16 protein-coding genes are annotated in these 19,676 nt (G+C 74.2%); 11 read left to right on the plus strand and 5 right to left on the minus strand.

Annotated elements, in window-relative coordinates; translation table 11 throughout:
• Positions 1–9: 9 nt before the first annotated feature.
• The 8 genes from ACFXDE_RS19080 to ACFXDE_RS19115 all read left to right on the plus strand — a co-directional run bounded on the left by ACFXDE_RS19080 (position 10) and on the right by ACFXDE_RS19115 (position 11,549).
• On the plus strand, positions 10–3,948 hold the full coding sequence (locus tag ACFXDE_RS19080; RefSeq protein ID WP_380495691.1) for an amino acid adenylation domain-containing protein: 3,939 nt from the start codon (positions 10–12) through the stop codon (positions 3,946–3,948).
• A gap of 90 nt (positions 3,949–4,038) precedes the next feature.
• Entirely contained in the window at positions 4,039–5,361 is a 1,323-nt protein-coding gene (locus tag ACFXDE_RS19085; protein WP_380441472.1) for an MFS transporter, read from the plus strand.
• A gap of 22 nt (positions 5,362–5,383) precedes the next feature.
• Positions 5,384–5,566, plus strand: a complete 183-nt coding sequence (locus ACFXDE_RS19090; RefSeq protein ID WP_380441470.1) for an MbtH family protein — start codon at positions 5,384–5,386, stop codon at positions 5,564–5,566.
• Positions 5,567–5,593: 27 nt separating this feature from the next.
• Positions 5,594–6,643: an LLM class flavin-dependent oxidoreductase gene (locus ACFXDE_RS19095; RefSeq protein ID WP_380495694.1), complete on the plus strand. Its 1,050-nt coding sequence runs from the start codon at positions 5,594–5,596 to the stop codon at positions 6,641–6,643.
• Positions 6,640–7,158 carry a flavin reductase family protein gene (locus ACFXDE_RS19100; protein ID WP_380495696.1) on the plus strand — a complete coding sequence of 173 codons (519 nt, stop codon included), beginning with the start codon at positions 6,640–6,642 and terminating at the stop codon, positions 7,156–7,158. The genes ACFXDE_RS19095 and ACFXDE_RS19100 overlap by 4 nt, the downstream gene beginning before the upstream one ends.
• Positions 7,155–8,834 (plus strand): ABC transporter substrate-binding protein, encoded by a 1,680-nt coding sequence (locus ACFXDE_RS19105; RefSeq protein WP_380495698.1) that lies wholly within the window; start codon positions 7,155–7,157, stop codon positions 8,832–8,834. Before ACFXDE_RS19100 ends, ACFXDE_RS19105 begins: the two co-directional genes overlap by 4 nt.
• Before the next feature lies 1 nt (position 8,835).
• Positions 8,836–10,356, plus strand: a complete 1,521-nt coding sequence (locus ACFXDE_RS19110) for an AMP-binding protein (RefSeq protein ID WP_380495700.1) — start codon at positions 8,836–8,838, stop codon at positions 10,354–10,356.
• Positions 10,353–11,549 carry an ATP-grasp domain-containing protein gene (locus tag ACFXDE_RS19115; RefSeq protein WP_380495702.1) on the plus strand — a complete coding sequence of 399 codons (1,197 nt, stop codon included), beginning with the start codon at positions 10,353–10,355 and terminating at the stop codon, positions 11,547–11,549. The genes ACFXDE_RS19110 and ACFXDE_RS19115 overlap by 4 nt, the downstream gene beginning before the upstream one ends.
• A 74-nt stretch (positions 11,550–11,623) precedes the next feature.
• Here the strand turns inward: ACFXDE_RS19115 and ACFXDE_RS19120 are convergent, their stop codons facing one another.
• The 3 genes from ACFXDE_RS19120 to ACFXDE_RS19130 form a co-directional block, all read right to left on the minus strand.
• Complete coding sequence (locus tag ACFXDE_RS19120; RefSeq protein ID WP_380495704.1) at positions 11,624–12,802, minus strand: alpha/beta hydrolase family protein; 1,179 nt, start codon at positions 12,800–12,802, stop codon at positions 11,624–11,626.
• Between the two features lie 121 nt (positions 12,803–12,923).
• Complete coding sequence (locus ACFXDE_RS19125; protein WP_380495707.1) at positions 12,924–14,030, minus strand: sensor histidine kinase; 1,107 nt, start codon at positions 14,028–14,030, stop codon at positions 12,924–12,926.
• On the minus strand, positions 14,023–14,709 hold the full coding sequence (locus ACFXDE_RS19130) for a response regulator transcription factor (protein WP_380495710.1): 687 nt from the start codon (positions 14,707–14,709) through the stop codon (positions 14,023–14,025). The genes ACFXDE_RS19125 and ACFXDE_RS19130 overlap by 8 nt, the downstream gene beginning before the upstream one ends.
• Positions 14,710–14,795: 86 nt before the next feature.
• Here ACFXDE_RS19130 and ACFXDE_RS19135 point away from each other — a divergent pair, with 86 nt between their 5' ends.
• Positions 14,796–15,869 (plus strand): endonuclease/exonuclease/phosphatase family protein, encoded by a 1,074-nt coding sequence (locus ACFXDE_RS19135; protein WP_380495712.1) that lies wholly within the window; start codon positions 14,796–14,798, stop codon positions 15,867–15,869.
• 196 nt (positions 15,870–16,065) lie between these two features.
• Here ACFXDE_RS19135 and ACFXDE_RS19140 read toward each other — a convergent pair whose 3' ends face one another.
• A complete protein-coding gene (locus ACFXDE_RS19140; RefSeq protein WP_380495714.1) occupies positions 16,066–16,701 on the minus strand; it encodes an NAD(P)-dependent oxidoreductase in 636 nt (211 codons plus the stop codon).
• 118 nt (positions 16,702–16,819) lie between these two features.
• Between ACFXDE_RS19140 and ACFXDE_RS19145 the strand changes: the two genes are divergently transcribed.
• Positions 16,820–17,485 (plus strand): TetR/AcrR family transcriptional regulator, encoded by a 666-nt coding sequence (locus ACFXDE_RS19145; RefSeq protein WP_380441448.1) that lies wholly within the window; start codon positions 16,820–16,822, stop codon positions 17,483–17,485.
• 143 nt (positions 17,486–17,628) lie between these two features.
• On the plus strand, positions 17,629–19,071 hold the full coding sequence (locus ACFXDE_RS19150) for a WGR domain-containing protein (protein ID WP_380495716.1): 1,443 nt from the start codon (positions 17,629–17,631) through the stop codon (positions 19,069–19,071).
• A gap of 15 nt (positions 19,072–19,086) precedes the next feature.
• On the opposite strand, the gene ACFXDE_RS19155 is transcribed toward ACFXDE_RS19150, so the two are convergent.
• Positions 19,087–19,650, minus strand: coding sequence for a hypothetical protein (locus ACFXDE_RS19155; protein ID WP_380495718.1), 564 nt, complete (start codon positions 19,648–19,650; stop codon positions 19,087–19,089).
• Positions 19,651–19,676 lie beyond the last annotated feature (26 nt).

A 19,676-nucleotide genomic window follows, 5' to 3' on the forward strand; every position in this document is an offset into this window, starting at 1 on the left:
AGGATCGACATGCCGAACCCCGGCGAGATCGTCGACGCCTACCCGCTGACCAGGCTCCAGTCCGGAATGCTGTACCACAGCATGCGGGACCGGGACAGTCCCACCTACCACGACATCTCCGCGATCCGCCTGACCGGCCCGTTCGACGAGGACGCCCTGCGCGAGGTGCTGGCCGGAGTGATCGAGCGCTCCGACGTCCTGCGCAGCGCCATCGACCTGGCGAACTTCAGCCGGCCGATGCAGCTGGTGCACTCCGCCGTGCCGACCCCCCTCACCGTCGAGGACCTGCGCGGCCTGGCCGAGGAGGAGCAGCGGCGCCGGGTCGCGGAGTGGACCGCGCAGGAGAAGGCCACGCCCTTCGACCTGGCCGCCGCCCCGCTGCTGCGGCTGCACGTCCAGCTGTTCGCCGACCGGGACTTCCGGCTCAACCTGAGCTTCCACCACGCGATCCTGGACGGCTGGAGCCTGTCGCTGGTCACCTCGCAGCTGCTGACCGGGTACGACGCCAGGCTCGCCGGTGCCGGTGCCGGTGCCGCCCCGGCCGCGCCGGTCACCCGTTTCCGGGACTTCGTCCTGCTCGAACAGGAGGCGCTGGCCGACCCCGCCGCCCGCGACCACTGGACGCGGACCCTGGCCGGCACCGAGTTCACCGGCCTGCCCCGCTTCGACGAGTCGGGCCTGGCCGCCGGCCGGTCGGCCCGGGTGCACGAGGTGCCGCTGCCGGAGGGGCTCGCGGACGGGCTGCGCGCGGTCGCGGCCCGGGCCAGGGTGCCGGTCAAGGCGGTCATGTTCGCCGCGCACGCCCGCGTGCTGGCGCTGCTGTCCGGCCGGACCCGGGTGGTGACCGGCCGGGTCAGCAACGGCCGCCCCGAGACCGCCGACGGGGACCAGGTGGTGGGCCTGTTCCTCAACACCCTGCCGCTGGTCGCCGAGACGGCCGGCGTGAGCTGGCTCGACCTGGCCCGGCAGATCCACCGCCAGGAGAGCGAGTCGCTCGCGCACCGCCGCTACCCGATGGCCCAGCTGCTGCGGGACCTGGAACGGCCCGAGCTGTTCGAGACCGTCGTCGACCACCGCAACTTCCGCGGCTACGACCTCGCCCTCACCCGGATCGAGATCGCCGGGAGCGAGTTCTTCGAGCAGACGAACTTCCCGTTCACCGCGAACTTCGGCACCGACCCGGTCACCGAGGAGGTCCGGCTGCGGATCAACTTCGACGAAGCGCAGTTCTCCGGGCGCCGGATCGCCGAAATCGGCGGCTACTACGCGGCCGCGCTGGCCGCGCTGGTGGCGGACCCGGACGCCCCGGCCCAGTCCGCCGCGCTGCTCGGCCCGGAACAGACCGACCGGCTGGTCCGCGCCCTGAACGACACCGCGGCCGAGCGCTCCGTGCACACCCTGCCGGAGCTGCTGTCCGCCACCGCCGCCCGCCGCGCCGACGCAGTGGCGCTGCGCACCGACCGGGCCGAGCTGGCCTACGCCGAGCTGGAGGCCCGCGCCAACCGGCTCGCCTGGCGGCTGCGCGAACTCGGCGTCGGCCCGGACGTGCTGGTCGGCGTCCACCAGGCCCGGTCGGCCGAACTCGTCGTCAGCCTGCTCGCCGTGCTCAAGGCCGGCGGCGCGTACGTGCCGCTGGACCCGAACTACCCGCAGGACCGCCTGGAGTACATGCTCGACGACGCCGGTGCGGCCGTGCTGCTCTGCGACCCCGGGCTGGAGGACGCGCTGGACCCGGCCGGGGCCCGGGTGGTGGCCGTGGACGCCGCCGCCGGGGACGGCTACCCGGCCGAGTGCCCGCCGCCGCTGGCCACCGCGGACCGCCTCGCGTACGTCATCTACACCTCCGGCTCCACCGGCCGGCCCAAGGGCGTGCAGATCCCGCACGGCGCGCTGCTCAACCTGCTGCAGTCCTTCGAGCGGGACCTCGCGATCACCGAGCAGGACCGGCTGCTGGCGGTCACCTCCCTCTCCTTCGACATCGCGGGCCTGGAGGTGTACCTGCCGCTGCTGGCCGGCGCCGAGCTCGTCCTCGCCCCGGACATCGCGGTGGACGGGCCCCGGCTGCGCGAGCACCTGGAGCGCACCCGCCCGACCCTGATGCAGGCCACCCCCTCCAGCTGGCGCCTCCTGGTCGAGGCCGGGCTGCGGCCGGACGAGCGGCTGCGGGTGATCTCCGGCGGCGAGGCCCTGCCCGCCGACCTGGCCGGTGAACTGACCGCCCGCTTCCCGGTGGTCTGGAACGCCTACGGCCCGACCGAGACCACCATCTGGTCCTGCCTGCAGCGGGTGGCCCCGGACCGGCCGGTCGGACTCGGCCGCCCGATCGCCAACACCCGGGTGCACGTGCTGGACGAGCACCTCGGCCTCGTCCCGGACGGCGTGCCGGGCGACCTCCACCTCGGCGGCGACGGCCTGGCCCGCGGCTACCTCGGCCGGCCGGACCTGACCGCCGACCGCTTCCTGCCGGACCCGTTCGCGGGCGACGGCGCCCGGATGTACCGCACCGGCGACGTGGTGCGTCGACTGCCCTCCGGCGAACTGGAGTTCCTCGGCCGCTCGGACCACCAGGTCAAGCTGCGCGGCTTCCGGATCGAGCTGGGCGAGATCGAGACGGTGCTGGCCCGGCAGCCCGGCGTCGGCCGGGTCGTGGTGGCCGCCCGCGAGGACCGCGCGGGCGACCCGCGGCTCGTGGCCTACCTCACCGCGGCGGACGGCGCCGCCCCGGCCACGGCCGACCTGCGCGCCGCGGTCGCCGCCGCGCTGCCCGAGTACATGGTGCCGAGCGCCTTCGTGGTGCTCGACGCCTTCCCGCTCACCCCGAACGGCAAGGTGGACCGCAACCGGCTCCCCGCCCCGGGCCGCGAGGAGACCACCGCCGGGGAGTTCGTCGAACCGCGCACCGACACCGAGCGCGCGCTGGCCGCGATCTGGGCCGACGTGCTCGGGATCGAGAAGGTCGGCGTCACCGACAACTTCCTCGACCTGGGCGGCAACTCGATCTCCGCGCTGCGCGTGGTGATGCGGCTGCCGGACATCACCGACGTCGACGTGCCGGTCGCGGCGCTCTTCGAGGGCGGCACCGTGGAGAAGCTCGCCCGGATCGTGGACGGCGAACTCGCCGCCGACCGCGGCGTGGTGGTGCCGTTCCGCTCCACCGGCGGCCGGCCGCCGCTGTTCTTCGTCCACCCGCTGGGCGGCGCCGTGTTCAGCTACGCGGACCTGGTCGACGAGCTCGACGAGGCGCAGCCCTTCCACGGAGTGCAGGCCCCGGAGTACGCCGGTCCGGACGTGCCGCGCCCGGACACCGTCGAGGAGATCGCCGCGCTCTACCTGGAGCACCTGCGGGCCGTCCAGCCCGAGGGGCCGTACCACCTCGGCGGCTGGTGCATGGGCGGCATGGTCTCCTACGAGATGGCCCGTCAGCTCCAGCGGGCCGGGCAGGAGGTGGCCGCCCTCGTGGTGGTCAGCGCCAGCATCGACGACCCGGTGCCGCCGCGCTACACCGTCTCCGAGTCGGCCGCCATCATGGGTGCCTTCGCCCACAAACTGCCCACCACCGAAGCCGAGCTGGAGGCGCTGGACCCGGAGGCCCGGCTGCGCTTCGTGCTCAAGCTGACCAAGGGCACCGCCGACGAGCGCGAGGACGCGGCCAGCGTCGAGGACCTGCGCCGGCTGGTCCGGCTGTACCAGCGCCACGCCCGCGCGCTCATCCGCTACCGGGACACCCCGCGCGAGCCGTTCCGCGGCGACATGCTGCTGATCCGCGCCGAGCACGAGATGTTCAGCGGCTGGGACTTCGGCTGGACCCGCCGGGTCGACGGCCGGCTGCTGATCGACGTGTCGCCCGGCAACCACTTCTCGATGCTGGAGCAGCCCAACGTGCCCAAGCTGGCCGCCCGCATCGAGGCCGCGCTCGCCGGCGAGCCCGCCGGGGACGTCTCCGTCTGACCCGCCCCCCGGCCGGCCGCACGGCCGGTCCGCGCCCGTCCCGGCCGGCCGGGGCGCCGAACCCACCACCGCACCCTGAGGAGCCCCACCATGTCGACCGCCGCCGCCGAGGCCGCACCCGGTTCCGGGGAGGAGGAGGCCGCACCCCGCCCCAGCCTGTGGCGCAACGCCGACTTCACCAAACTGTGGATCGGCCAGTCGGCCTCCCTGTTCGCCGCCCAGATCAGTGAGTTCGCGCTGCCGCTGACGGCCGTGCTCGCGCTGGCCGCGAGCTCCCAGCAGGTCGGCCTGCTGTCCACCACGGTCAGACTGCCCTACCTGCTGGTCTCGCTGTTCGCCGGCGTGCTGGTCGACCGGGTCCGCCGGCGCAACCTGATGGCCGCCGCCGACCTGGGCCGGGCCCTGATCCTCGGCCTGGTCCCGGTGCTGTACGCGATGCACCGGCTCGGCATCGGCTGGCTGTACGTGCTCGGCTTCCTGGCCGGCTGCTGCACCGTCCTGTTCGACGTGGCCGCGCAGGCCTACCTGCCCCGGCTGGTCGACCGCGAGGACCTGGCGGCCGGCAACTCGGCGCTGGGCAGCAGCCAGTCGGCCGCGACCATCGGAGGCCCGGCGATCGGCGGCGTGCTGGTGCAGTGGCTGAGCGCACCGCTCGCGGTGGCCGCCGCGTCCGTCTCCTACCTGCTGTCGGTCCTGAACATCTGGCTGATCCGGCACCGGGAGCAGCCCGCCGAGCCGACCGGCGACGGCGGGGCCGCCGGCACCCTGCGCCAGGTGCGGGAGGGGCTGCGCCTGGTGTTCCGCAACGAGCCGCTGCGCACCATGACGCTGATGGCCTCCACCTTCAACCTGTCCTTCACCGCCTTCGAGGTGGTCTTCGTCCAGTACATGCCGCACACCCTGGGGCTGAGCGCGGGCGAGATCGGCCTCGTGATGGCGGCGCTCGGCCCCGGCTTCCTGGTGGGCGCGGTGTTCGCCGGCCGACTGCCGAAGAAGCTCGGCTACGGCCGGACCATGCTGCTCACCGCGTGCGTGGCCAACCTCGTCATGCCGCTGATCGCCCTGGTGCGCGGCAGCGGACCGGTGGAGACCGGCGCGCTGATGGCCGTCAACTTCGTCTTCGCCTCGTTCGGCGTGGCCAACAACGTGACCATGGTGACGATCCGCCAGTCCATCACGCCGGACTCCCTGCAGGGCCGGGTGGCGGCCACCAACCGGTTCGTGGCCATGGGCATCGCCCCGGTGGGCGCGCTGGTCGGCGGCGGGCTCGGCTCGCTCCTCGGCCTGCGCACCACCGTCCTGATCACCACCCTCGGGTTCTGCCTGGCTCTGATCCCGCTCGGCACCTCCTCGCTGGTGCGGATCAAACACCGCCTGCCCGACCCGATCTCCGACGAACTCCGTTCCCACTGAGTTCCAACCGAAAGGCATTGCCGTGCAGGAGTACCAGCCGGTGCACACCGTCGTCGTCAACGACCAGGAGCAGTACTCGGTCTGGCCCGTCCTCGTCCCCGTCCCGGCGGGCTGGCGCGAGACCGGCTTCCGGGGCGACCGGGCCGCGTGCCTGGCGCACGTGGCCGAGGTGTGGACGGACCTCCGACCGCTCGCCGTCCGCTAGCCGTTCGCACAATCCCGAGGAAGCCCCATGGACTTCAGTCTCTTCTACTTCGCCGACGGCTCGGACGACCCGTCCCGCGGGAGGTACCGCCTCCTGCTGGACGGGGCCCGGTTCGCCGACACCCACGGCTTCGCGGCCGTGTGGACCCCGGAGCGGCACTTCCACCCGTTCGGCGCGCCCTACCCGAACCCCTCGGTGACCGGCGCCGCCGTCGCCGCGGTGACCGAGCGGATCGGCGTCCGGGCCGGCAGCGTCGTCGCCCCGCTGCACCACCCGCTGCGGATCGCCGAGGAATGGGCGGTGGTCGACAACCTGTCGAACGGCCGGGCCGGCATCTCCCTGGCCTCCGGCTGGAACGCGGTGGACTTCGCGCTGCGGCCCGAGGGTTACCCGGAGCGCAAGCAGGCCGTGCTGGACACCGTCGACGCCCTGCGGACGCTGTGGCGCGGCGAGCCGCTGCCGGTGGTGGACGGCGCCGGGAACCCGGCCGAGGTGCGGGCCTTCCCGCGGCCGGTCCAGCCCGAACTGCCGGTCTGGGTCACCAGCGCCGGCGGGCCGCAGACCTTCGAGGCCGCCGGGCGGGCCGGTGCGGGCGTCCTGACCCACCTGCTGGGCCAGGACTTCGACCAGCTCGCCGAGAAGATCGCCGTCTACCGCGAGGCGCTGGCCGCCCGGCCCGGCCACGACGGCCGGCCCGGACACGTCGTGCTGATGCTGCACAGCTTCCTCGGCGAGGACCCGGAGCAGGTCCGCGAGACCGTCCGCGAGCCGTTCACGCAGTACCTGAAGAGCTCCTTCCGGCTGATCGCCCGCTCCGCGACCAGCCTGCTCCAGGGCTTCGACGTCGACAAGCTCCGCGAGTCGGACGTGGACTTCCTGGTCCGCCGCTCCTTCGACACCTACTACGACTCCAGCGGCCTGTTCGGCACGGTCGAGCAGGCGTCCGCGGTCGTGGAGCGGGCCAGGGCCGCCGGCGTCGACGAACTGGCCTGCCTGATCGACTTCGGCATCCCGGACGAGACCGTCCTCGCGGGCCTGGAACACCTGGACCGGCTCCGGCAGCGGAGCGCCGGATGAACCGGACCGCGCCGGACCCGGACGCGTTCCGCAGCGTGGCGGGCCGCTTCGCCACCGGCGTGACCGTGGTGGCCACCCGGTCGGCCGACGGGCCGTTCGGCATGACCGCGAACTCCTTCGCCACCGTCTCGCTCGACCCGCTGCTCGTCCTGGTCTGCGTCGGCCACAAGGCCCGGATCCGCGAACACCTGCTCGCCACCGGCGCCTTCGCGGTCACCGTGCTCGGCGTCGGGCAGCAGGCCACCGCGCGCCGCTTCGCCGACCCCCGGCGGCCGCTCGGCGCGGCCGCCTTCGCCGACGACGCCTGGGCGCCGGGGCCGGCCACCGGCAGCCCGGTGCTGCTCGACGGCGCCGGCTGGTTCGACTGCACGGTCCACGCCGTCCACCCGGCCGGCGACCACGCGATCGTCGTCGGCGCGGTCCAGGCGATCGGCCGCCCGCCCGCCGCGCAGCCGCTGGTGTTCTCCGGCGGCGCCTTCCACACCACCGCCCCCGCACTGGAGATACCCGCATGACCTCCGACGCCATCGCCCGCGACCCGGCCGCCTCCCGGGGCCCGGCCCCCGCCCAGCCCGGCGCCCGCCGCGGCGGCACCCTGCACATCCTGCGCGACGCCGCCTACGACCACCTGGACCCGCAGCGCAGCTACACCCTCCAGTCGATGGCCGTCGGACACCTGCTCTTCCGCACCCTGACCATGTTCCGCGAGGACGGCGCCGGCGGCCGGGTGCTGGTCGGCGACCTCGCCGAGACGCCCGGCCGCGACGTCGACGGCGACGGCCGCACCTGGGAGTTCACCCTCAAACGGGGCGTCCGGTTCGAGGACGGCCGCGAGGTCACCGCCGCCGACGTCGCGTACGGGATCGCCCGCTCGTTCGCGCCGGAGGTCTCCGACGGCCCGACCTACCTGCGCACCTGGCTCGGCGAGAACGGCGACTACCCGGGCCCGTACGCGGCCGGCCCCGCCGACGTGCCCGGCCTGGAGACGCCGGACTCCCACACCCTCGTGTTCCGCTTCCGCGAGCCGCACCCCGACCTGCCGTTCGCCGCCTCCCAGGCGGTCACCGCGCCCGTCCCGCGCGACGCCGACACCGGCGCGGACTACGACCTCGCCCCGGTCGCCAGCGGCCCGTACCGGATCGCCGAACACGTCCCCGACAAGCGGATCACCCTGGAGCGCAACCCGCACTGGGACCCGGCCACCGATCCCGTCCGGCACGACCACCCCGACCGGATCGAGATCGAGCTCGGCGTCGGGAGCGGCGAGCAGAACCTGCGGGTCAGGGACGAACGGGGCCACGACGCCCGGGCGGTGGCCGAGAACAACGCCCCGCAGGCGGTCGGTGCGCAGCTGCTCGCCGACCCGTCCCTGGCAGACCGGCTGCGCCGCGACCCGACCCCGCTGATCTGGTACCTGGTGATCAACACCGCCCGGGTCACCGACCCCGACGTGCGCCGGGCCGTCGCCCGCGCGGTGGACCGCGTCGGCGTCCGCGCCGTCATGGTGGGCGACACCCAGGGCGAGCCGGTGCACACCATCCTGCCCGCCGCCACCATCGGCCACCGCGACTACCCCGACCCGAACCCCGGCGGCCCGAACGGCGACCCCGCGGCCGCCGCGGAGCTGCTCGCGGGCCGGACGCCCGAGCTGAGGCTGCTCAGCCGGGACGGCGACTACTTCCTGGCCGGCAGCCGCGCGCTCGCGGACAGCCTGGACCGGGCCGGGTTCCGCACCGAAGTGGTGGAGATCGACCGGCCCTCGCACAACGGCGCCCTGAAGACCCGCGGCAACCCGTACGACCTCTACATGATGTGCCTGGCCGCCGACTGGCCCGGAGCCTCCACCCTGCTCGGCGCCTTCGACGGGCGGACCATCGGCCCGAGCGGCAACGACAACACCAGCTACCTCGCCGATCCGGCGGTCGACGCCGAGATCGAGCGCATCGGCCGGCTGCCCGCCGAACCGGCCGCCGGCGAGTGGGCGGCCCTGGACGAGCTGCTCATGCGCGACCACGTGCCGGTCGTGCCGCTGTTCTCCTACGTGCACCTCGCGCTGCACGGCTCGCAGGTGGGCGGGGTGTTCACCTCCTCCTTCCTCGGCACCCCGGTCTACTACAACGCCTACGTCACCGACGCCGGTGTCCCGGACGCCGATGTCACGCATGCCGACGTCACCGCCCTGGAGGACTGACATGGCCGACCAGCCCACGCTCTACGAGCGGTTCACCGCGACCGCGCGGCGCCATCCCGAGCTCAGCGCGCTGGAGGTCGGCGACCGTCGGCTCGGCTACGCCGAACTCGCCGAGCAGGCCCGGCTGGCGGCCGTCCGGCTGGTGGCCGGGTGCGCCGGCCGTGCGCCGCGCCGGGTCGGCGTGCTGGCCAACCGCAGCGTCGCCGCGTACGCCGGCTACCTGGCGGTCCACCGGCTCGGCGCCACCGCCGTCCCGCTCAACCCCGGCTTCTCCGCCGACCGGCTCGCCGCCATCGCCGAACTGGCCCGGCTGGACGTCGTGCTGAGCGAGGCGCCGGCGCCGGGCCTGCCGGTGCCGGTGGTGCTCGCCGACGCGCCGGCGGACCCCGCGGACCAGGCGCCGGTGGGGGCGGCCGGGCCGGACGACATCGCCTACATCCTGTTCACCTCCGGCTCGACCGGCACGCCCAAGGGGGTGCCGGTGCTGCAGCGCAACGTCTCGGCGCTGCTGGACCACGTCATCCCGCGGTACGAACTGGGCCCCGGCTGCCGGCTGTCGCAGACCTTCGACCTCACCTTCGACCCGTCGGTGTGGGACATGTTCTCGGCCTGGGGCTCCGGCGCGACCCTGGTCGTGCCGACCCGCAGCGAACTGGTGCGCCCCGCCCGCTTCATCGCCCGGCAGCGGATCACCCACTGGTTCTCGGTGCCGTCGATCATCAACTACGCGCACCGGCTGCGCGACCTGGCCCCGGACAGCATGCCCAGCCTGCGCTGGAGCGGATTCTGCGGCGAGCGGCTGACCGTGCAGCAGATCGACCTGTGGCGCCGGGCCGCGCCCGGCAGCCTGCTGGAGAACCTGTACGGTCCGACCGAGACCACCGTGATCTGCACCGAGTACCGGCTGCCCACCCGGCCCGAGGAGTGGCCGTCCCCGGCGAACGGCACCGTCCCCATCGGCGAGCCCTACCCCCACCTGGACTTCCTGGTCCTGGACGAGGACGGACTCCCGGCGCAGGAGGGCGAGTTGTGCATTCGCGGGTCGCAGCGATTTCCCGGCTACCTCCGGCCCTCCGACAACCCCGGGCGCTTCGTCTCCTTCGACGGGACCCGGGCGGTGATCCACCAGGAGGAGACGGTGGGCCCGGAGCTCTACTACCGGACCGGGGACCGGGTCGCGGTGAGCGGCCACGGCCTGGTCCACCTCGGCCGGCTGGATCAGCAGGTCAAGATCCGCGGGCACCGCATCGAACTCGGCGAGGTGGAGGCGGCCCTGCGCGCACTGCCGGGCGTCACCGACGCGGTGGTGCTGGCGCTGCCCGACGCCCACGACGAGCCGGGCCTGGAGGCCTGCTACACGGGCGGGGAGCAGGATCCGGTGGCGCTGCGCTCGCTGCTCGGCGACCTGCCCCCGTACATGGTGCCGCGCGGCTTCACCCACCTCGACGCGCTGCCGCTCAACCCCAATGGCAAGACCGACCGCCGCGCCCTGGCGGCCTCACTCACCGAAGGTGTCCGATGAGCATCGTCCTGGTCGGGGCCGCCCCGATCCTCGAAGGCTACCTGCGCGCGGCGGAGCGGCTCGGCCTGGAGATCGCCCTCGTGGAGACCGCCGCGCGGGCCGCCGAACTGCGCGAGCGGTACGACTGCATCACCGCCACCGCCGAGGTCGACCCGGCGGCGACCGGACGGGACGACGGCTGGATCCGGCCCACCGCCGAACTGGTCCGCCGGGTGCGTCCGGAGGGTGTGGTGGCCTCCTCCGAGGTGCACGTGCTGGCCGCGGCGATGGCCCAGGAACAGCACCGCCTGCCCGGTCCCGGCCTGGACGCGGCGGCCATCTCCCGGGACAAGAGCCAGCAGCGCTTCCGGTTCGCGGCCGCCGGTCTGGCCAACCCCGAGCACCTCAAGACCCCGCGGCTGTCGGCCGCCACCGAGTGGGCGGCCGGCCGTCTGCCGGTCGTGGTGAAGGCGCTCGACCGGGCGGGCAGCGAGGGCGTCGAGCGGGTCGCGACGCCGGCGGAGTGGGCCGACGCGGTCGCCCGGCGGGACACCGAGGGCGCCCTGCTGGTGGAGGACTACGTCGAGGGCCAGGAGTACAACTGGGAGGGGCTGGCGGTCGACGGCCGGGTCTGCTTCGGCAGCCTGACCCGCAAACTCACCACCAACGCACCGGACTTCGTCGAGCTCGCGCACTTCGCCGGGCACCAGCGGACCGACCCGGAGCTCGGCCGCGCCGCCGACGCGCTCGGCCAGGCGGTGGCGGACGCGATCCGGATGCGGACCGGGATCATGTTCGTCGAGTTCCGGACCAGGGGCGCCGACCTGGTGATCATGGAGGTCGCGGTCCGGGCCCCCGGCGACCACTGCATGGAGGCGACGTCGATCGTGGCCGGCACCGACCTGTTCGCCGACGTGCTCACCCTCGCCCGGGGCGGCACGTTCCAGCCGCCCTCCGACGTCGCCACGCACCACGCGGGCAGCTGCTTCGTGACGGCCGACCGGACCGGCGTGCTGAAGTCGGCCGGCGAGCACGAGTGGCTGGCCTGGCCCGGCGTGGTGCGCGGCGGCGTCAACGCCGAACCGGGCGCGGTGGTGGGGCCGCCGCACTCCTCGCAGGAGCGGATCGGCTGGGCGATCCTGGACTGCGCCACGCCGGAGGACCTGGAGCGCACGGTCGACCGCTTCCTGGCGGTCCGCCCGACGCTGGCCTGATCGCAACGCTCGGGACGCGGAGCGGAGGCTGTTTCCGCCGAGGGGCGGAGACAGCCTCCGGTCAGGGGTGCCGGTCACGGGTGCTGGAAGGACACCTCCGGGTTCGCCGCCGACGGGCCGTCGAGCAGGGGCTCGTGGAGGCCCTTCAGGGTCTGGTCGAAGAAGGCGCCGACGTACTCCCGCGTCAGCTGCATCCCGCGCTCGGGCGAGGTGGTCGTGCCGGGAGGGAGCGGGAGGCCGGCCTCGGCGGCCAGGACCGGGACGTCGGTGAAGCTCGCGTGCGTGGTGCCGGCGACGGCCAGCCAGGGCTTGTAGCCGTCCCAGCCCGCCCAGGCCTGCCCCCACGACGGGTCGCCGCTGCCGGCGGAGTGGTCGCTCTGCTTGCCGAGCAGGAGGAACGCGCGTCCGTCGAGCTTGTCGGTCGGGACCGGCGGGAAGAAGGATCCGTCCATGTTCACCCCGGCGAGGATCCGCTCGTCCCCGGCCATCGCGTTCAGCGTCGACGCGCCGCCGATCGAGTGCCCGGCCATGCCGATGCGGTCGCGGTCGATCAGGTGCGCGAGGCGCCAGGCCGGGTGGTGCCCGGTGAGCCGGTCCAGGACGAACGACACGTCCTTCGCCCGGCTGCCGGGGAGCGAGTCGGGTGCCCCGCTGTCGCACAGCGCGCACCCCGGGGTGCTGCCGTCGGCGAGCGTCTCGCCGGAGTCCTCGTAGGTGTGGCCGACCAGGGCCACGACGTACCCGCGGCTCGCCAGGTCGGCCGCCAGGCCGGTCAGCGTGGCGCGGGGGTTCTCGAAGCCGGGGGAGAGCACCACCAGCGGGTGCTTCCCGCCCGCGGCCTTCGCGCCGGTGTACGCGTAGGTCTTGGTGTCGACGAGGTCCTGCGGCCGCAGACCGGTGCCCGGCGGCACCCGCGTCGCGAGGAAGTTCTGCGCCTCGCCGGGGGTCATGTACGGGGCGGCCTCCCCGGTGCCGGGCCGGGCCGGGTAGAACATCGACACCGTCAGCTGCCGCGGCCCGGCCGCGGGCACCCACGGATCGGTGCGGTCCGGGTCGGTCAGGTGCAGCACCTCCTCGCCGGCCGCGAACGGCCCGGTGGGGCGCGGGAGTTCACCGTGGAAGGCGGCGCTCGCGGAGGCGGGTGCGGAGGCGGCGACGGGCTGCGCGGGCGAGGCCATGGCGGCCCCGGCCAGCGGGAGCGGAAGAGCGAGGACGAGGGCGGCGACGGCGGCTGCGCGGCGGTATCGGTTCATGCCGTTGAGACTAGATTCGGGACCTGGCCCCCCGAATCCGCCTGCCGATGCAAGTTCTGACGAGCCATCATCCATGCGAATCAGCGGCGTCATCCCTTTGGATGACGACCGGCCGTTTCCGTCAGGCGGCCGCCGCGGGCAGTTCCACCGTGATGTGCAGGCCGCCCCCGGGGCGTGGGGTGAGGGTGAGCGTTCCGTCGTGCGCGCGGGTGATGGAGTGGACGATCGCCAGGCCGAGGCCGACGCCCGCGTGGTCGGTGCGAATGCGGCCGGTGCCGCGCTGGAACGGCTCGGTGAGGGTCGCGACCAGGTGCGGGGAGAGCTGTTCGCCGGTGTTGTCGACGGTGAGCAGCACGACGCCCGGGCGGGTCCGAGTGTCGATGCGCACCGTTCCCCCCTCGGGCAGGTTGTGGACGATCGCGTTGTGCACGAGGTTCACGGTCAGCTGCAGCAGCAGTGCCGACGATCCGGTCGTGGGGGCGACGGCGCCGGAGGTTTCCAGGGTGATGCCGTGCCGTTCGGCGAGCGGCAGGAGCGTCTCGGTCGCCTCCTCCGCCAGGAGGGACAGGTCGACGGGCTCCCGGGTGAAGGAGCGCTGGTCGGCCCGGCTGAGCAGGAGCAGCGCCTCGGTGAGCTCGATCGCCCGGGTGTTGACGGCGTGGAGGCGGTCGACGATCCCGGCGACGTCCGGGTCGGGGTCGGTGCGGGCGACGTCGAGGAGCGCCTTGGTGGTCGCCAGCGGGGTGCGCAGCTCGTGCGAGGCGTTGGCGGCGAACCTGCGCTGTTCGTCGACGTGGGCTTCGAGCCGGGCCAGCATGGTGTCGAAGGCGTCGGCGAGTTCCCGGAACTCGTCCGCGCGGCCCGGCAGTCGGATCCGGTGCCGGAGGGATCCGGTCGCGGCCAGCCGGGTGGCCTCGGTGACGCGGTTCAGCGGGGCGAGCACCCGGCCGGCCAGGAGCCAGCCGCCGACCAGGCCGAACACCAGCAGGAACGCCAGCACCAGGGCCGCCCTCGGGGCGAAGACGTGCAGGAGGTTCGACCGGACGGGGAACACCCCGTTGTTGGTCGGGGTGTCGGTGGAGCCGGGGATGAGGAACGCCCGGTCGGGGACGTACCGCAGCAGGAAGAGCCAGACCGCGGCGAGCAGCAGGACGGCGGCGACCATCAGGAACCCGGCGTAGCTGAGGGCCAGTTTCAGGCGGACGCTCGGTCCGGGGGCCCTAACCACGGCCGGCTCCGGTGCTGCGCGTGGCGTCGATGCGGTAGCCGACGCCCGGCACGGTGGCGATGATCCAGGGCTCGCCGAGGCGCTTGCGCAGGGCGGAGACGGTGATGCGCACGGCGTTCGTGAAGGGGTCGGTGTGCTCGTCCCAGGCCCGTTCCAGCAGTTCCTCGGCGCTGACCGCACCGCCCTGCGCGGCGACGAGGACTTCGAGCACGGCGAACTGCTTCCTGGTCAGCGCGACGAAGCGGCCGTCCCGGTAGACCTCGCGCCGGAACGGGTCCACCCGCAGGCCGGCGAGCTCCAGCACCGGGGGCCGGTTGTGGCCGCGTCTGCGGTCCAGGGCCCGGAGCCGGAGGGCGAGTTCCCGGAGTTCGAAGGGCTTGGTGAGGTAGTCGTCGGCGCCGAGTTCGAACCCGGAGGCCTTGTCGTCGAGCCGGTCGGCCGCGGTGAGCATCAGGATCGGCACGCCGCTGCCGGAGGCGACGATGCGCCTGGCGATCTCGTCACCGGACGGCCCGGGGACGTCGCGGTCGAGGACGGCGATGTCGTAGGAGTTGACGCCGAGCAGCTCCAGCGCGGTGTCGCCGTCACCCGCGATGTCGGCCGCGATCGCCTCCAGCCGCAGGCCGTCCCTGATCGCCTCGGCCAGGTAGAGCTCGTCCTCGACGATCAACACGCGCATCCCCCGATGCTACGAGCCCGCACATATCGTCCGCGTATCGGAAATCGCATACGCCCCGGCAACGCCGGCCCCCGTTGACTGGCGGAATGAACCTCAAGCAGGACGCGACGACGACCGCCGGTGAGCGCACGCGAACGGAGGCGCCGACCGCACGGCGCACGGCGCTGCACCGGGCGCTCCGCGCGGCCTCCCGGCCGGAGCCGTGGAAGCGCGGCCCGGTCCTCACGGCGCTGGCGCTGCTGCTGGGCCTGGTCATGCTGCTGCACGCGCAGATCCCGAACGGCGTCTGGCACCTCGGCAGCCTGGTGGAGAACCTCCTGCCGTGGCTCGGCCTGTTCGTCCCGCTGCTGCTGGTCGCGGCGCTGTGGCGCCGATCGGCCGCCGCCGTGGTGGCGCTGCTGCTGCCGGTCACGGCGTGGCTCACCCTCTTCGGCGGAGTGCTCGCCGACAAGTCCCGCCCGGGCGGCGAGCTCACCGTGGCCGAGCAGAACGTGGACGCCGACAACCCCGACCCGGGCGGCACCGCACGCCGCCTGGCCGCCTCCGGCGCCGACCTGCTGGCCCTGGTGGAGCTGACCCCGCAGTCCACGGACGCGTACGAGAAGGGGCTCGCGGCGGCGTACCCGTACCACGTGGTCCGGGGCACCGTCGGCCTCTGGAGCAGGCTGCCGCTGGGCGACGCCCAGCCGATCGACGTCATGGACTACGGGCCGCTGGCGGACACCCGGCCGGTGGACGGCAAAGCGGCCGAGAACCGGGCGCTGCGCACCACGGTGGCCACGGACCGCGGGCCGCTGACCGTGTACGTGGCACACCTGGGGTCCGTCCGGGTCCTCCCCTCGTCGGGCTTCTGGACGGCCTCGCGCGACATCGGCGTGCAGGCGATCGGCCGGGCCGTCGCCGCCGACGCGAGCGAGCGGACGCTGCTGCTGGGGGACCTGAACGGCAGCCTGGACGACCGCGCGTTCGCCGGCCTCACCGCCCGGATGCGCTCGGCCCAGGAGACCGCCGGGGACGGCTTCGGTTTCAGCTACCCGGCCTCGTTCCCGGTGGTGCGGATCGACCAGATCCTGGTCCGCGGCGTGACGGCGACGAGCTCCCGGGTCCTGCCGGACACCGGCAGCGACCATCTGCCGGTCGCGGCGGGCATCAGGTGGTGAACGCCTGCCGGGCACCGCGGTCCGGCCGGCGGCATCCAGCGGCATTCGGCGGCATTCGGCGGCATCGAGCCCGGGCCCGCGGCCGTCCGTCCCGCCGCCGGTGATCACCAGCCTGCCGCGGAGCGTGAGTTCGGCGGTGGGCACGGGCACCACCCGACCGCGTCCCGGCGGTACGTCACAAGCGGGTTCGGGTCCGTCAGCCGCCGACCCCGACGGCGTGCCGGAAGGTCTCCCGCGCGGCCACCATGTCGATCATCGCGCGGGCGACGTCCTCCCGGGCGACGCTGGTCGCGGCCGGGCCGGATTCGACGTCGCGCCGGGTGCGACCGCGCCCGGGGGCGTCGGTCAGCCGCGGCGGCCGGACGGCCGTCCAGTCGAGGTCGGTGTCGCGCAGCAGGCGCTCCATCGTCTCCAGGTCGGTGTAGAGGTCGCGGAGCACCGCCCACAGCAGTGGCGTGAAGACCTTGGAGGCGAGGAGGGGCTGGCCGGTGCCGCCGCGGTTGAGCGGGCCGGCGCTCACCACGAGCAGGCGGCGGACCCCGGTGGCCGTCATGGCCGCGACCGCCGCGCGCGCGGACGTGGAGGCGGGCTTCAGTGGGTCGGTGCGGCCGGCCTGGCCGATGCCGGAGAGCACGGCGTCGGCGCCCTCGACCACCGGCTCCAGCGAGGCGGGGTCGAGGGCGTCCGCGGTGACGACGGTGAGCCGCTCGTGCTGCAGGGGGAGGCGCGCCGGGTCCCGGACGGCGGCGGTGACGCGGTGCCCGTCGGCCAGGGCCAGGCGGACGAGGTGGCGCCCGATGCCTCCGGTGGCGCCGAGGACGGTGAGTTTCATGACCCCTCCCAGGGGTGGGTGCGCGAGGATGGGCGAGTGTGGGTGGGTGAGTGCTCACTTACGTTCTCCTTCGATGGTGGGTGAGTGCTCACCCACCTGTCAAGGTACGCTGGGGCCCATGACGCGCGAGGGAACGCCGGAGAGCACGCACGAGGGCGCCGAGCCCCTGACCGGAGGGGCGCTCACCCGGGCCCGGGTGCTCGACGCCGCCGCCCGGCTGCTCGCCACCGTGGGTCTCACCCGCACCACGACGAAGCAGATCGCGCGCGAGGCGGGCTGCTCGGAGGCGGCGCTGTACAAGCACTTCCGGGACAAGGAGGAGATCTTCGTCCGGGTCCTGCGCGAACGCGCCCCCCGCCTCGCCGACGCCGTCGCCGAGCTGCCGGACCAGGCAGGGCAGGGCACCGTCCGTGAGCACCTGGAGACGCTGGTCCGGGTGGCCGTCCCGTTCTACCGCCGCTCGTTCCCGATGGCCGGCTCCCTGCTCGCCAGCCCCGAACTGCTCGCCGCCCACCGCGGCAAGCTCGGCGACGCCGGCCCGCACCAGGTCGGCGTCCACCTCGCCGAGTACCTGGCCGCCGAACAGCGCCTCGGCCGCGTCCCGGCCGCGCTCGACCCGCACGCGGCGGCGCTGCTCCTCATCGGCGCGTGCTTCCACCGGGCGTTCCTGGAGGTCTTCTACGCCGACGAGGCCCCGCCCGGCGTGCTGCTCCCGCCGACGACGGAGGAGTTCGCGACGGAGACGGTCCGCGCCCTCCTCGACGGCCTCACCCCGCGGGCCTGACCCCGGCTCACCACCCGTTGTCAGGCCCCGCTGTCAGGCCCCGTTGTCAGTGGCAGCGCCTAGATTCCGGGGAGTCGGCGGGCGGGCGCAGCGTCCGGGCCGCCGACGGAATCCAACTCCGTTGCCCGAAAGGGGTGTTCGCCGTGCCCGTCGCCGTGGATGAGCAGGTCACGTACATGGAGCTGTCGGAGGACGCCGGCACCGCGCACAAGTTCTACGAGGTGCGCGTCGCCGACTGCGTCGTGACCGTGCGCTACGGGCGGATCGGCGACGCCGGGCAGGTGAAGGCGACGAGCTACCCGAGCCCGGAGAAGGCCGCCGCGGCCGCCGCCAAGAAGGTGGGGGAGAAGGTCCGCAAGGGCTACGCCCCGGCCGTGCAGGGCGTGCGCCAGCGCCGCGCCACCACCCGGCGGCAGATCGTCAGCAGCCGCTCCACCGCCCGCCAGGCGCCGCTGCTGTGGCGCTTCCGCTCGGGCTCGCCCGCCTTCGGCATCTTCGTCGGCGAGGAGCACGCCTGGGTCGGCAACGAGGCCGGCGACGTCTACACGCTCACCCACGACGGCGAGGTGACGGGCCGCTTCGGCCTGCCGGACGGCGTCAAGTGCATCGTCGCGGACGACTGGTGGATCTACGCGGGCTGCGACGACGGCAAGGTGTACGACCTCGGCGGCAAGGTGCCGCGCGTGGCCTACGAGATCGCCGAGGACGTCGACATCTACTGGCTGGACATCCATGACGGCGTCCTCGGCGTCGCCGACGAGCGCGGCGGGCTGACCACGGTCGACCACGAGGACGAGTTCCAGTGGCGCCGCAAGGCCGAGGGCCGCGACGGCTGGATGGTGCGCTGCGACGCCGACGGCGTCTACCACGGCCACTCGCGCGGCGTCGCCCGCTACGCCTCCCGCGGCGGCGACCAGCTGTGGCACGCCGACACCAAGGGCGCCGTCCTGTTCGGCTGGCAGGTGGCCGACGACGTGTTCGCCGGCACCTCCCGGGGCTGGGTGCACCGGCTGCGCAAGGCGGACGGCGCCGAGGTCGCGGCCTACCGGTGCGACGCCGCCGTCTTCTCCTGCGCGGCCTCGCCGGACGGCGCGTACGTCTTCGCCGGCGACAACCACTCCTCGGTGTACTGCTTCGCCGCCGACGGCACCCGGCTGTGGAAGCTCGCCACCGGCTGCGGATCGGCCTACAGCATGCAGTACCGCGACGGCCGGCTCTACCTGGTGACCACCGACGGCTCGCTGGCCTGCCTGGACGCGAGCGAGGCCGCCATCGGCGCCGCCGAGGCCGGCACCCTGCCGCGGACGGCCGAGGTGCGCGGCGCCGACGTCGAGCGCGTGCTGCCGGGCCGGGCGCTGGAGACGGTCGCGGCGGGCGCGGGCTTCGGCGGCGTGGAGGTGGAGTGCGTGCAGGACGGCGCCCGGCTGCGGGTGCGCGTCGTGTCGGCCGGGTACGACCCGACCTGGCGCGTGCAGTTCCCGAAGGACGTCCGGGTGGCCGGGGCGCGCTACCTCGTCGCGGAGGTCCACGAGTCCGCAGGCGGCGGCTTCTACCGGGCCCGCGGGGACATCAAGCGCTTGCTGTGAAAGGCCACTTGCCGCTCACGCGAGCGTCTCGCACAGGTTCTCCACCCGGTGCTGCACCAGCACCTGCGGCTGCCCGTCCGGGTGGACCAGCAGCGTCACACCGCCGCTGAACAGGAAGTCGCCGGGGGCGTGGTACGGGTTCCCGGCGCGGACGCGGGCGGAGATGTGCGAGTCCTTCGGGATCAGCCACAGGACGCTGTGGTCGGGCAGCTTGTACTCGGTGGCCTTGCCGCTCTGGTCGCGGTCGACGCTGCGCCCGCTGTCCACGTTGGTGTAGCGCAGCACCAGCGGGCCGCGCCACAGCACCTCGGCCGGCGAGCCGTCGGGGTAGCGGGCGGCGACCTTGGTCTCCTCGCCCTCCACCAGCACCCCGATGTGCAGGTGGAACGGGCAGAGCGCGCCGGCCGGGAAGTCCTCGTCGCCGCTCGTGTACGGCTGCCAGCCGTCGTCACCGCCCGTGCGGGCCTGAGCGGTCGGGGCCACGGTGAGCAGTGCGGCGGCCAGCGCCGCGGCGACGGCCAACGGTCGGGCGGCCCGGCGCAGGAACATGACGGGCAGGGACAACGCGGGCAGGGACATGACGGGCCTCCTGGCGTGTCACGGAT

The sequence above is a fragment of the Kitasatospora sp. NPDC059408 genome (genome assembly GCF_042751525.1).
Lineage (GTDB): Bacteria > Actinomycetota > Actinomycetes > Streptomycetales > Streptomycetaceae > Kitasatospora.